At 60.3% G+C, this 12,774-nt stretch carries 12 protein-coding genes; 3 read left to right on the forward strand and 9 right to left on the reverse strand.

From position 1 onward, the window contains the following. The 4 genes from era to lepA all read right to left on the reverse strand — a co-directional run bounded on the left by era (window position 1) and on the right by lepA (window position 4,632). Window positions 1-909, reverse strand: coding sequence for a GTPase Era (gene era / locus ACJ8HN_RS19350; protein WP_004929162.1), 909 nt, complete (start codon window positions 907-909; stop codon window positions 1-3). Next, entirely contained in the window at window positions 906-1,586 is a 681-nt protein-coding gene (gene rnc, locus ACJ8HN_RS19355; RefSeq protein ID WP_004929158.1) for a ribonuclease III, read from the reverse strand. The genes era and rnc overlap by 4 nt, the downstream gene beginning before the upstream one ends. A gap of 236 nt (window positions 1,587-1,822) precedes the next feature. Next, window positions 1,823-2,800, reverse strand: a complete 978-nt coding sequence (gene lepB / locus ACJ8HN_RS19360; protein WP_033635624.1) for a signal peptidase I — start codon at window positions 2,798-2,800, stop codon at window positions 1,823-1,825. Between the two features lie 32 nt (window positions 2,801-2,832). Continuing rightward, a complete protein-coding gene (gene lepA, locus ACJ8HN_RS19365; RefSeq protein ID WP_033635625.1) occupies window positions 2,833-4,632 on the reverse strand; it encodes a translation elongation factor 4 in 1,800 nt (599 codons plus the stop codon). Between the two features lie 518 nt (window positions 4,633-5,150). Here lepA and ACJ8HN_RS19370 point away from each other — a divergent pair. Then, window positions 5,151-5,987: a hypothetical protein gene (locus ACJ8HN_RS19370; RefSeq protein WP_442523827.1), complete on the forward strand. Its 837-nt coding sequence runs from the start codon at window positions 5,151-5,153 to the stop codon at window positions 5,985-5,987. Here ACJ8HN_RS19370 and rseC read toward each other — a convergent pair. Genes rseC through rpoE form a run of 4 tightly spaced genes read right to left on the reverse strand, consistent with a single transcriptional unit; the run spans window position 5,984 to window position 8,675 of the window. Beyond that, on the reverse strand, window positions 5,984-6,460 hold the full coding sequence (gene rseC / locus ACJ8HN_RS19375) for a SoxR-reducing system protein RseC (RefSeq protein ID WP_033635627.1): 477 nt from the start codon (window positions 6,458-6,460) through the stop codon (window positions 5,984-5,986). The genes ACJ8HN_RS19370 and rseC overlap by 4 nt on opposite strands. Continuing rightward, a complete protein-coding gene (rseB, locus tag ACJ8HN_RS19380) occupies window positions 6,457-7,416 on the reverse strand; it encodes a sigma-E factor regulatory protein RseB (RefSeq protein ID WP_033635628.1) in 960 nt (319 codons plus the stop codon). The genes rseC and rseB overlap by 4 nt, the downstream gene beginning before the upstream one ends. Next, window positions 7,416-8,069, reverse strand: coding sequence for an anti-sigma-E factor RseA (gene rseA, locus ACJ8HN_RS19385; protein WP_016929795.1), 654 nt, complete (start codon window positions 8,067-8,069; stop codon window positions 7,416-7,418). The genes rseB and rseA overlap by 1 nt, the downstream gene beginning before the upstream one ends. Before the next feature lie 30 nt (window positions 8,070-8,099). Continuing rightward, window positions 8,100-8,675: an RNA polymerase sigma factor RpoE gene (gene rpoE / locus ACJ8HN_RS19390; RefSeq protein WP_004929136.1), complete on the reverse strand. Its 576-nt coding sequence runs from the start codon at window positions 8,673-8,675 to the stop codon at window positions 8,100-8,102. A gap of 214 nt (window positions 8,676-8,889) precedes the next feature. Here rpoE and nadB point away from each other — a divergent pair, with 214 nt between their 5' ends. Continuing rightward, window positions 8,890-10,491 (forward strand): L-aspartate oxidase, encoded by a 1,602-nt coding sequence (nadB, locus tag ACJ8HN_RS19395; RefSeq protein WP_170310565.1) that lies wholly within the window; start codon window positions 8,890-8,892, stop codon window positions 10,489-10,491. 38 nt (window positions 10,492-10,529) lie between these two features. Here the strand turns inward: nadB and trmN are convergent, their stop codons facing one another. Next, entirely contained in the window at window positions 10,530-11,309 is a 780-nt protein-coding gene (trmN, locus tag ACJ8HN_RS19400; RefSeq protein WP_033635632.1) for a tRNA(1)(Val) (adenine(37)-N(6))-methyltransferase TrmN, read from the reverse strand. Between the two features lie 99 nt (window positions 11,310-11,408). Here trmN and srmB point away from each other — a divergent pair, with 99 nt between their 5' ends. Next, window positions 11,409-12,731 carry an ATP-dependent RNA helicase SrmB gene (gene srmB / locus ACJ8HN_RS19405; protein WP_103773043.1) on the forward strand — a complete coding sequence of 441 codons (1,323 nt, stop codon included), beginning with the start codon at window positions 11,409-11,411 and terminating at the stop codon, window positions 12,729-12,731. Window positions 12,732-12,774: the final 43 nt, after the last annotated feature.

Genomic DNA, 12,774 nt, shown 5'->3' on the forward strand with positions numbered 1-12,774 from the left:
TTACTTCAGATCGTCAACATAGCCCAGGCTGCGCAGCGCACGTTCGTCGTCCGCCCAACCGGATTTCACTTTCACCCACAGCTCGAGATGCACTTTGGCGTCGAACATCTGTTCCATGTCCTGGCGCGCTTCGATGCCGATGGTTTTGATCTTGGCGCCCTTGTTGCCGATGACCATTTTCTTCTGGCCTTCGCGCTCGACCAGGATCAGGCCGTGCACATCGTAGCCGCCGCGATCGTTGGCCACGAACTGTTCGATTTCTACCGTCACCGAGTACGGCAGCTCTTCGCCCAGGAAACGCATCAGCTTCTCGCGGATGATCTCGGAGGCCATAAAGCGCTGTGAGCGATCGGTGATGTAGTCTTCAGGGAAGTGGTGTTCCGCTTCCGGCAGCAGCTTGCGCACGATGCCGGCGATGGTGTCGACGTTCATGCCTTTTTCGGCGGAGATAGGCACCACGTCGAGGAAGTTCATCTGCTGGCTGAGGAACGCGATGTGCGGCAACAGCTTGGATTTGTCGGTGACGTTATCGACCTTGTTGATCGCCAGCAATACCGGGCAGCGCAGGCTGCGCAGCTTGTTGACCACCATTTCGTCGTCGGCGGTCCAGTTGGTGCCTTCGACCACGAAGATCACCAGTTCGACGTCGCCGATCGAGCTGCTGGCCGCGCGGTTCATCAAGCGGTTGATGGCGCGTTTTTCTTCGATGTGCAGCCCTGGGGTGTCGACGTAGATCGCCTGATAGGCGCCATCGGTGTCGATGCCCATGATGCGGTGACGGGTCGTCTGCGGCTTACGCGACGTAATGGAAACCTTCTGCCCCAGCAGTTGGTTCAGCAACGTCGATTTGCCCACGTTCGGGCGGCCGACGATGGCGATAAACCCGCAGTGTTGTTTTACTTCGCTCATTCAAGCTCCAGCTTTTTCAGCGCTTGTTCCGCTGCCGCCTGCTCGGCTTTACGGCGGCTCGAGCCGGTGCCCACCACGGGCTCGCTCAAACCACTCACCTGGCAGTGGATGGTAAACTCTTGGTCGTGCGCTTCACCGCGAACCTGCACCACCAAATAAGAAGGCAACGGCAGATGACGCCCCTGCAAAAATTCCTGCAAACGGGTTTTCGGGTCTTTCTGCTTATCACCGGGGCTGATTTCGTCCAACCGGCTGCGATACCAGTCCAAAATCAGGCGCTCGACGGTCTGGATGTCGCTGTCCAGGAACACGCCGCCGATCAATGCCTCCACCGTATCCGCCAGGATTGACTCGCGGCGGAACCCACCACTTTTCAATTCGCCCGGCCCAAGCCGCAGACATTCGCCCAGGTCAAACTCGCGCGCCATCTCCGCCAGCGTGTTGCCGCGCACCAGCGTAGCGCGCATGCGGCTCATATCGCCCTCGTCTACGCGAGGAAAGCGGTGATAGAGCGCATTGGCGATGACAAAGCTCAGAATCGAGTCACCCAGAAACTCAAGACGTTCATTGTGTTTACTGCTGGCGCTGCGGTGAGTCAAAGCCTGCAGTAAAAGCTCCTGCTGTTGAAAAGTGTAGCCCAGCTTCCGCTGCAGCCTGTTTATTACGATGGGGTTCATGAGTTACCAATAGATCAAGAATGCGTCAAAAACTTGCAGCATACGGAACAGGCCTGCTTCGCCGAAAGCCGATCCAAAGCTGTTTCGTTTGCAGTGGCTCCCAGCAGGGGCCAACTTTTTATCGCTCGAGAAAGTATTCTACAACGAGTGGAAACATAATGCTGTGTTTTATATCCCCTTAATCTTTCACGCCGCAGTAGGCTGCGGCGTGAAATTAACAGGGAATCAGTCAGCGATTAATGAATGCCGCCGATCCGGCTGAAACGCACGCCGGTAGGCCACTCACCTTCCTGCTTTTCAAAGCTCATCCAGATGGCCGTGGCTTTACCCACCAGATTCTTCTCCGGCACAAAGCCCCAGTAACGGCTGTCCGCGCTGTTGTCGCGGTTGTCGCCCATCATGAAGTAGTGCCCGGCCGGCACCACCCACTCCGCCAGCGGTTTGCCCGGCTGTTGGTAGTAAGCGCCCACCCGATCCTGCGCGTCCGGCACGGTCAGGATGCGATGCGTGACGTTGCCGAGGCTTTCCTGGCGCTCGCGCATGCGAATGCCGCCCGGCGGCACGTTATCGCTCAGCGGGATCTGGTAGAAGCCGTTGCTGGCCTCGCCCATGCCGCTGCGGCTGAACAGCTGCACGAAGTCGCTCGGCTGCGCGTCGGCGTAGGTCACCGCCAGCGCGGTATCGCAGGACTGCCCACTGTTGCAGGACGGCTGCACGGTAACGCGCTTATTCACCGGATCGTAAGTAATACGGTCGCCCGGCAGGCCGATCACGCGCTTGATATAATCCAGTTTCGGATCCAGCGGATATTTAAATACCGCAATATCGCCGCGCTTCGGATGGCCGGTTTCAATGAGCGTGGTCTGGGTAATCGGATCTTTAATGCCGTAGGCATATTTCTCCACCAGAATGAAATCGCCAATCAACAGCGTCGGCATCATTGAGCCGGACGGGATCTGGAACGGTTCGTAAATAAACGAACGCACCACAAAGACCAACAGCAGCACCGGGAACACCGATGCGCCGGTCTCCACCCAGCCTGGCTGCTTCGCCACTTTCGCCAGCGTTTTATCGTCTACGGCGCCCGCGGTCTGTGCGTTGACCGCCGCGATCTTCGCGCGGCGGGCCGGCGCCCATTTGAAGCGCTCGAAGCACCAGATGATCCCGGTGACCAGGGTGGCCAACGCCAGGATCAGGGCAAACATATTCGCCATGCAAACTCCCTCGTTTCGCGAACTCGTCGCGGTTACTTGCCGTCTTTACCGACGTGCAGAATGGCCAGGAACGCTTCCTGCGGCAGTTCGACGTTGCCGACCTGCTTCATGCGTTTCTTACCGTCTTTCTGTTTCTGCAGCAGCTTTTTCTTACGGCTGACGTCACCGCCGTAGCATTTCGCCAGCACGTTTTTACGCAGCTGCTTCACGGTGGAACGCGCGATGATGTGTGTGCCGATCGCCGCCTGAATCGCGATGTCGAACTGCTGACGCGGGATCAGATCTTTCATCTTCTCCACCAACTCACGGCCGCGATACTGCGAGTTGTCGCGGTGAGTGATCAGGGCCAGCGCATCCACGCGCTCGTTGTTGATCAGCACGTCCACGCGCACCATGTCGGAAGCCTGGAAGCGCTTGAAGTTGTAATCCAGCGACGCATAACCGCGCGACGTGGACTTCAGGCGGTCGAAGAAGTCGAGCACCACTTCCGCCATCGGGATTTCATAGGTCAACGCCACCTGGTTGCCGTGGTAGACCATGTTGGTCTGCACGCCGCGCTTCTCGACACACAGGGTGATGACGTTACCCAGGTATTCCTGCGGCATCAGCATGTGACATTCGGCGATCGGCTCGCGCAGTTCCTGGATGTTGTTCAACGGCGGCAGCTTGGACGGGCTGTCGACGTAGATCACTTCTTTGCCGGTGGTTTCCACTTCGTAGACGACCGTCGGCGCGGTGGTGATCAGATCCAGATCGTATTCACGCTCCAGACGCTCCTGAATGATCTCCATGTGCAGCAGGCCGAGGAAGCCGCAGCGGAAGCCGAAGCCCAGCGCGGTGGAGCTTTCCGGCTCGTAGAACAGGGAGGCGTCGTTGAGGCTCAGCTTGCCCAGCGCATCGCGGAAGGACTCATAATCGTCGGAGCTGATCGGGAACAGACCGGCGTACACCTGCGGCTTCACTTTCTTGAAGCCCGGCAGCGCTTTATCCGCCGGCTGACGCGCCTGCGTCAGGGTATCGCCCACCGGCGCGCCGAGGATGTCTTTGATCGCACAGACCAGCCAGCCCACTTCGCCGCAGTTCAGCACGTCGCGATCGACCTGCTTCGGCGTGAAGATGCCCAGGCGGTCGGCGTTGTACACCTGGCCGGTGCTCATGACCTTGATCTTGTCGCCCTTGCGCAGCGTGCCGTTCTTGACGCGCACCAGAGACACGACGCCCAGGTAGTTATCGAACCAGGAGTCGATGATCAGCGCCTGCAGCGGCGCATCAGGATCGCCCTGCGGAGGCGGGATGTCGCGCACCAGGCGCTCCAGCACCTCGGGCACGCCGACGCCGGTTTTGGCCGAGCAGCGCACCGCATCGGTGGCGTCGATGCCGACGATGTCTTCAATTTCCTGCGCGGCGCGATCCGGATCGGCGGCCGGCAGGTCGATTTTGTTCAGCACCGGCACCACTTCCAGATCCATTTCGATCGCGGTGTAGCAGTTGGCCAGCGTCTGGGCTTCGACGCCCTGACCGGCGTCCACCACCAGCAGCGCGCCTTCGCAGGCCGCCAGCGAGCGGGAAACTTCATAGGAGAAGTCAACGTGGCCGGGGGTGTCGATAAAGTTGAGTTGATAGGTCTGCCCATCCAGCGCCTTATAATCCAGCGTCACGCTCTGCGCTTTGATGGTGATGCCGCGCTCGCGTTCCAGATCCATGGAATCGAGCACCTGCGCGGCCATTTCACGGTCAGACAAGCCGCCGCAGATTTGGATAATGCGGTCAGACAGCGTCGACTTACCGTGGTCAATATGGGCAATAATGGAGAAATTTCGTATATGCTTCATTATAAAAGTTTTTCTGCCTTGGTATTTCTGAATTACTCGCCTATAGAAACCCGCATGGACCTAAAGCGACAGTGAATGGGTTAGGCCGTCTTGCACCTGAATCGCTGCATTCTACATGCCACACCACTGAAAACCTAGCGATCGGTGCAGTGAAGGCATTCTATTATGCGCCGCTAAATGTTACAGGGCGCCCCGGCGGGTGAAAACAGATGTTAACGCGGACGATACGGCCTGAACCCAAGGCTTGCAGGTGCTCCGTGGCCGTCAAACTCCGGCGCTAATACATAACCGGCCGCAGCGCAATAAACCCTCTCCGAAATTATAAGAAAAGAATATTTGGATCAACCTCTTAGAATTCTATTTCGCCCCTCTGCCTTTAGGAAAAACCCCATATACGCCACCACCGCCCCTCGGATAGAAAGGGCATGAACTCCGCGACAAAACATTATTCCGGGCACTACATCGGCAGCCCACCGGGGTTCAGCAGCATATCTGCGTACGTTGATTGGAAGGTGCATATGATCGATAAAGGGCAAATGCTGAGCCGGCACGATTTTTCGAAGGTCAACTGGGGCATTCTGGCGGCGGCGGCGCTGCTGTTTAGCGTGGGAGCCGCGCTGTTGGTGCTGCCGCTGCTGAGCAGCATTGATGAGAGCGAAGTCATCACGCTGTTGCAGGCCGGCGCGGGCACGGTTTTACTCGGCTGTACGCTGCTGGCGCTGCGGCATTATCTGCGTCCGACGCTGACCTATCGCCTGTACGAGCACGGCGTGCGGGTCTTTGACGCCCACCATCACAAAGAGCGCTTCATCCCGTTTGAGAAGATCGGCGATATCTATCGCTTTCGCGGCGGCCAGGCTTTTGGCGGGCTGTTTGACGTCACGGCGTTCCGCGCCGGCGCGGATCAGCCCTGGTGTACGGTTTTCAGCAATGTCGCCCATTCGTGGCGGCTGGCGGACGTGATCGTCGACCAACAGCTGCAGCAGCGCGGGCCGCTGGCGTTGAATGCGCTCTATCAGGGGGAGACGGTGTCGTTTCACACCGTTGAGGGCGATGCGCGCTGGCTGTGGCAACTGCTGCTCGGCAAGCGGCAAGGCACGCCGACCGAAACGCTGCGGCTGAGCGCCACCCTGCTGACCACTGAGCGGGGCAACGTACCGATCGAGCAGATCCGCGCGGTGGAAAATCATCCGCAGCGCGGCATCCGCTTGCTCGACGGCCAGGGAAATGTGCTGTTCGCGATTAACTACGATTCGCTGCTCAGCGCCGATCTGTTCATCGCGCTGCTGGAGCATATGATCCACAACCGCATCCCCGCCTATCACAACCCGGCGATGACGCGGCCGTCGGTTTAAATCAGCGGGGAATTTTCCGCCTGCATGCGCATCGCGGTAGGCGGCAACCCAATCTGCAGCACCACCGGCTGGTAATCGGCCTGCTCACCCAGACGCCGGGCCAACCGGCGCGCCAGCATAAAGGCCGCCGCGCCGCCCAGTACGGCGCCGACGGCCGCCGAGGCGTCGCTGCCGAAACAATATTGCAGCAACGTGCCGCCCAGCATCATGCCCAGCAGCGGCGTCAGGTAAACCAGCATGGCGGAGCGCAGCAGGCTGCCTTCCGCAATGCCGACTTCGACGCGCTGCCCCGGTTCGAGCGGCTGATCGATATGCACCTGCAGCTGATGCTCGGTTTCCGGCACCAGCTCGTTCAGCGCACGCGCGCCGCAGCCGGAACGCGCGGTGCAGCTGCCGCAGCCGGCCTTGGGTTCACAGCGCAGCAGCGCTACGCCCTGTTGCCACGAAACCACCGTGGCCCACTCCTTCATCATTGCGGCGATACCTTGAAAGAAATGCTGTCGGCGATGCGCTTGGCCGTAGCCGGCGGCAATTCGCCCACGATAGTGATTTCGTTGCCCGCGCGCACTTCGGTCTGAATGGTGCGGCGCCCCTGACGGTAGTATTGCTGCCCGGCTCCGCTGCCCGCCGGGCTGACGTTGACCGAGAAGCTGAACAGGCCGTCGCTGTAGAGCCGGGATTCAACCGGCACGGCGACGTTCGGCAATTTGCGGCGATTGCGCGCCACCTCGTCCACCCCGGCCGGCAGCCAGCCGGTGCTCCAGCTGAGCTTGACGTTTTCCACCGCCGGCAGCGACAGCAGCGGCGGCAGGTTGGCTTTGAGCAGCCCCTGCATCGCGCCCTGCACGTCGGCGCCGACCGCGAAGGAGATCACCCGATATTGCTCCAGCGTTTCGCCGTCGCGGTCGAGCAGATCCACCCGCAGCGGCAGCTTGGTGTCCTCGTCCATCCAGACGATATAGCTGTAGCGGGAACCGTCGCGCGCCACCACGCGCAGCACTTCACACGGCCGATCGGCGATGCGGGTGCTGCCCACGGAGATAAAGTCGTAGTACTTGGCCAAGCGGGTGAAATCGGCATAGACGATCGCCGGCAGCGCATCGACGATGTGATCGCCGGTGAGCGTGAACGGCTCCAGGCCGGGCTCGAAGTAGCTGATCCCGCCGCCGCGCTGCAACACTTCGCGGCGCGGGCCGTCCATATGCAGCAGCTGGCCGAGCGGCACGTTGCCGATCACCGCATGGCGATAGCGCAACGACTCGATTCCCTGCTTGCTGATGCTGATGTAGGCGAGCTCGTAATTGAGAGAACGGCTGGCGCTGCTCATCTGTTGCAATAACGCCCCGGACGCAGTTGGCTGCGCCGGGGCGATGCTGGAATAGAGCAGGCTGCCCGTCAATAAACAAACGGAGAACCAGATTTGCTTCATTACTGCTGTTGCATTCCTAAAGACTGAGTTCCGGGAACCTGAATGGCGGCCTGTTGCGGGTTGCCTTGCTCAAGCTGCAGCTGATCCGAATGCAGGCGACGTTGCAGTTCATAGTCCTGCAGCATGGCGTTGATACGCTTGCGCTGTTCCTGCACCTGCTGCTGTTGGCCGCTGCCGGTGGAGAAACTGTCGGCCGGGACGCCCAGGCTGACCGGCGAGGCCTGCCCCATGATCGGCAGCGTGGTGAAGGCCGGCGATTCGGACGCATTCGATGGCGCAGAAGGCTGGTTGTACTGCTGCACGCCGACGATCACCGCCAGCGACACGCAGGCCGCCATACCGATTTGCGTAATCTGGCTCGCCCAGGGACGCACTTTGTCCCAGAACGGCATTTTCTGCCAGGTGTGAGGCTGCGGCTGAGATTCCTGAACGGCGGAAGGCACCAGCCGGGCGGGTTCTTTCTCAAGTGCAGCGGCTACGCGATCGGCGATGTCGAGATGCATCACTTGCCCGACATCACCTCGCAGTGTGTCACGTATCAGGTGATAGCTCTGCCAGCTTTGTTGAAGCGTTCGATCTTGCGACAGAGAACTCAACAGCTCGCTGTCGAACGATTCACCATCCATCAGAGCGGAAAGCTTTTCTTTCTGCATGCCTAAGTACCCTTCCTGTGCCCGCCATTGCTAACGCTGGATCAGCGGTTGAACTTTATTATCGATAGCTTCCCGGGCGCGGAAAATACGCGAACGTACGGTTCCGACCGGGCAATCCATGATGGCGGCTATCTCTTCGTAGCTTAGACCATCCAACTCCCGCAGGGTAATCGCCATGCGAAGATCCTCGGGGAGCGACTCAATGGTACGGAAAACTATCTGTCTCAGCTCTTCTGACAACATTAAGTTCTCAGGGTTCGAAATTTCTTTCAGTGCGCCCGCACTTTCGTAATTTTCCGCATCGTTGGCGTCCACATCACTGGATGGCGGACGGCGCCCCTGAGCAACCAGATAATTCTTTGCCGTGTTCACGGCGATTCGATACAACCAGGTATAAAAAGCGCTGTCGCCACGGAACGATTCCAGTGCGCGATAGGCCTTGATAAACGACTCCTGCACCACATCGGGCACATCGCCCTGCGGCACATAGCGGGAAACGAGACTCGCCACCTTATGCTGATAGCGCACTACCAGTAGGTTAAACGATTTCTGATCGCCCTTTTGGACCCGCTCGACCAGAACTTGATCCGTTAACTGCTCGCTCATCCGAGGTAAACTCTCCCCAAATCCGTCTCCACGCGTAAAATTGTACTGCCAGCCATACATTATTTTCCTGAGCAAGCACTCGCTTGGAGTTCATATAGAACACGAAGTTCCATATCGCCATTGTTTTTTCTGTTGATGTCACCCTATCCGTGGCTTTTGCCCGGACAGTTAGGCTAACATGAAATTCACTCTTCTTCTGCACACATCATACGTTATGCAACCATCATCTGAACATGTAAGCGATGTACTGATCGTCGGCAGCGGCGCTGCGGGCCTGTCACTGGCGCTGCGCCTGGCGCAGCATTGCAAGGTTACCGTTCTCAGCAAGGGGCCGCTCAGCGAGGGGGCCACCTTTTACGCCCAGGGCGGGATCGCCGCGGTGTTCGATGAGACGGACAGCATTGCCTCACACGTTGATGACACTTTGATTGCCGGCGCCGGCCTGTGCGACAAAGAGGCCGTCGAATTCATCGCCGGCAACGCGCGCCACTGCGTGCAGTGGCTGATCGATCAGGGCGTGCTGTTCGATACCGAGGTCAACGCGCAGGGCGAAGAGCATTATCACCTCACGCGCGAAGGCGGCCACAGCCATCGCCGCATCCTGCACGCCGCGGACGCGACCGGTAAGGAAGTAGAGACCACGCTGGTGGGGAAAGCAAGCGCTCACCCCAATATTTGCGTGATGGAGCGCCGCAACGCGGTTGACCTTATCACCTCGAACAAAATCGGCCTGCCGGGCACCCGCCGAGTGGTGGGCGCGTACGTCTGGAACCGCGAGTTGGAGCGGGTGGAAACCTACCGCGCCAAAACGGTGGTGCTGGCGACCGGCGGCGCGGCCAAGGTATACCAATACACCACCAACCCGGACATCTCCTCCGGCGACGGCATCGCCATGGCCTGGCGCGCCGGCTGCCGGGTCGCCAACCTGGAGTTCAACCAGTTCCACCCGACCTGCCTGTTCCATCCGCAGGCGCGCAACTTCCTGCTAACCGAAGCGCTGCGCGGCGAAGGGGCTTACCTGAAGCGCCCGGACGGCAGCCGCTTTATGCCGGATTTCGACCCGCGCGGCGAACTGGCCCCACGCGATATCGTCGCCCGCGCCATCGACCATGAAATGAAGCGCCTGGGCGCCGACTGCATGTACCTGGACATCAGCCACAAGCCGGCGGAGTTCATCACCCAGCACTTCCCGATGATCCACGAGAAGCTGCTGACGCTGGGCTTCGATCTGACCCGGCAGCCGATCCCGATCGTCCCGGCGGCTCACTACACCTGCGGCGGCGTGATGGTCGATCAGCACGGCCGCACCGATCTCGACGGGCTGTACGCCATCGGCGAGGTCAGCTATACCGGCCTGCACGGCGCCAACCGCATGGCGTCGAATTCGCTGCTGGAGTGCCTGGTGTACGGTTGGTCGGCGGCGGAAGACATTCTGCAGCGCCTGCCGTTCATTCAGCAGGCCAAACAACTGCCGCACTGGGATGAAAGCCGGGTGGACGATGCGGACGAACGGGTGGTGATTCAGCATAACTGGCACGAGCTGCGGCTGTTCATGTGGGATTACGTCGGCATCGTGCGCACCACCAAGCGGCTGGAGCGCGCCCTGCGCCGCATCAACACCCTGCAGGCGGAAATCGACGAGTACTACGCTCACTTCCGCATCTCCAACAACCTGCTGGAGCTGCGCAATCTGGTGCAGGTGGCAGAGCTTATCGTGCGCAGCGCCATGGCGCGCAAAGAGAGCCGCGGCCTGCACTACACGCTGGACTACCCGGATTTACTGCCGGAAGCGCTGCCGACCATATTGCAGCCTTAAACGCTGCGACAGGGCGCCTAATCGGTGCCCTTTTCTTTTCAGTAGAACAGGTAGAAGTCAGCGATCAACCGGCGGAAATCGTCGGTGTAGCTGCCGTCGGCCTGCTTGATCGCCAGCGCCTGCGCCTGCAGCGGCGTTTCCCGCCGCGTCAGCGCCAGCAGCACCCGGTGCAGCGGCGTATCGGCCCGATCGCTGACGTTCACTTTCGCCGCCGTGTGCCAGCCGCTTTGCTGCGCCAGGCGTTCGAATTCGGCGCCGATATCGTGCGGCAGCACCACGCAGAACGTCCCCTGTTCCGTCAGCAGCTGCGCCGCACAGGCCAACAGCGCCTCGTGCGTCAGGGTTTCGGTGTAGCGCGCGTTGTGGCGCGCCTGGTCGCGGCAGGCCACCGCCGGCTCGAAATACGGCGGATTGCTGACGATCAGATCATACTCAGCGGCATGCCGCTGCGCATAATGGTGAATATCCTGCGCATGCACGCGGATGCGCTGCGGCCACGGCGATGCCGCCGCGTTTTCGCGCGCCTGGCCGGCGGCGGCTTCGTCCAGCTCCACCGCGTCAATGGTCACTTCGTCGCCGCTGCGCTGCGCCAGCATCAGCGCGATCAGCCCGCTGCCGCTGCCGATGTCCAGCACCCGGCGCGCCTGCCCCAGCGGCGCCCAGGCGCCGAGCAGCACCCCGTCGGTGCCCACTTTCATGGCGCAACGATCGTGGGCGACAAAGAATTGTTTAAAGGTAAAACCCCCGCGGCGCGGGGTAAAATCGGCTTTCGATCGCTTGCTCACACTCACCACCTGGCTATAAAACTGGCGTAGCATAAGGCAATCTGATCGGCGGGAAAAGAGCGGCTTTCCGCTTAAATAGGTGAAGATCGCGGCCAACCCGTCTATAATCGGCGCCCCAAGTAGAGGTAGACCATGACAGCAACCACTTTTTCCGAACTCGAACTCGATGATCGCCTGATCGACGCGCTGCGCGACAAAGGCTACGATCGCCCCACCGCCATTCAGGCCGCTGCGATCCCGCCGGCGATGGACGGGCGCGACGTCTTAGGTTCGGCTCCGACCGGCACCGGCAAAACCGCCGCCTTCCTGCTGCCCGTTTTGCAGCACCTGCTGGACTTCCCGCGCAAGAAATCCGGCCCGCCGCGCGTGCTGATCCTGACGCCAACGCGTGAACTGGCGATGCAGGTCGCCGATCAGGCGCGTGAATTGGCTGCTCATACCTCGTTGGATATCGCCACCATCACCGGCGGCGTCGCTTACATGAACCACGCGGAAGTGTTCAGCGAAAATCAGGACGTGGTGGTCGCCACCACCGGCCGTTTGCTGCAATACATTAAAGAAGAGAACTTCGACTGCCGCGCGGTGGAAACCCTGATCCTCGACGAAGCCGACCGCATGCTCGACATGGGCTTCGCGCAGGACATCGAAACCATCTCCGCCGAAACCCGCTGGCGCAACCAGACGCTGCTGTTCTCCGCCACGCTGGAAGGCGAAGCAATTCGCGAATTCGCCGAGCGCATCCTGAAAGAGCCGGTGGAAGTGGAAGCCGATCCGTCGCGCCGCGAACGCAAAAAGATCCTGCAGTGGTACTACCGCGCCGATGACGTGCAGCACAAAACCGCGCTGCTGATCCACCTGCTGAAGCAGCAGGACGTGCAGAAATCGGTGATCTTCGTGCGCAAACGCGAACGCGTGCACGAGCTGGCCACCTGGCTGCGCGAAGCGGGCATCAACACCTGCTATCTCGAAGGCGAAATGGTGCAGGCCAAACGCAACGAAGCGGTCAAACGCATGATGGATGGCCGGGTTAACGTGCTGGTCGCCACCGACGTTGCCGCGCGCGGTCTGGATATCCTCGATATCACCCACGTGTTCAACTTCGACATGCCGCGCACGGCGGACACCTACCTGCACCGCATCGGCCGTACCGGCCGCGCCGGGCGCAAAGGCACCGCCATTTCGCTGGTGGAAGCGCACGACCATCTGCTGCTGGGCAAAGTGGGCCGTTACCTGAACGAGCCGCTGAAAGCGCGCGTGATCGACGAACTGCGGCCAAAAACCAAGGTGCCGAACGAGAAGAGCAACGGCAAGCCGTCGAAGAAAGTGCTGGCCAAACGCGCGGAAGATAAAGCGAAGAACAAAGAAAAGGCCAAGGTGAAAGTGCGCCATCGCGACGCCAAAAACGTCGGCAAACGCCGTCAGGCGAAGGCCAAACCGGCCGGCGACGCGGAATAACCATCGCTGCCTAAGAAAAAACCGCCTTTACAGGCGGTTTTTT

It is taken from the genome of Serratia sp. CY29653, from assembly GCF_052169255.1.
In the GTDB taxonomy this organism is placed as follows: Bacteria; Pseudomonadota; Gammaproteobacteria; order Enterobacterales; family Enterobacteriaceae; genus Serratia; species Serratia sarumanii.

Coding starts and splice junctions, on each gene's coding strand:
- rnc (WP_004929158.1), bottom strand. CDS start 1,586: ATGAACCCCATCGTAATAAACAGGCTGCAGCGGAAGCTGGGCTACACT.
- rseA (WP_016929795.1), bottom strand. CDS start 8,069: ATGCAGAAAGAAAAGCTTTCCGCTCTGATGGATGGTGAATCGTTCGAC.
- lepB (WP_033635624.1), bottom strand. CDS start 2,800: ATGGCGAATATGTTTGCCCTGATCCTGGCGTTGGCCACCCTGGTCACC.
- ACJ8HN_RS19370 (WP_442523827.1), top strand. CDS start 5,151: ATGATCGATAAAGGGCAAATGCTGAGCCGGCACGATTTTTCGAAGGTC.
- rseB (WP_033635628.1), bottom strand. CDS start 7,416: ATGAAGCAAATCTGGTTCTCCGTTTGTTTATTGACGGGCAGCCTGCTC.
- lepA (WP_033635625.1), bottom strand. CDS start 4,632: ATGAAGCATATACGAAATTTCTCCATTATTGCCCATATTGACCACGGT.
- rseC (WP_033635627.1), bottom strand. CDS start 6,460: ATGATGAAGGAGTGGGCCACGGTGGTTTCGTGGCAACAGGGCGTAGCG.
- era (WP_004929162.1), bottom strand. CDS start 909: ATGAGCGAAGTAAAACAACACTGCGGGTTTATCGCCATCGTCGGCCGC.
- trmN (WP_033635632.1), bottom strand. CDS start 11,309: ATGCTACGCCAGTTTTATAGCCAGGTGGTGAGTGTGAGCAAGCGATCG.
- rpoE (WP_004929136.1), bottom strand. CDS start 8,675: ATGAGCGAGCAGTTAACGGATCAAGTTCTGGTCGAGCGGGTCCAAAAG.
- nadB (WP_170310565.1), top strand. CDS start 8,890: ATGCAACCATCATCTGAACATGTAAGCGATGTACTGATCGTCGGCAGC.
- srmB (WP_103773043.1), top strand. CDS start 11,409: ATGACAGCAACCACTTTTTCCGAACTCGAACTCGATGATCGCCTGATC.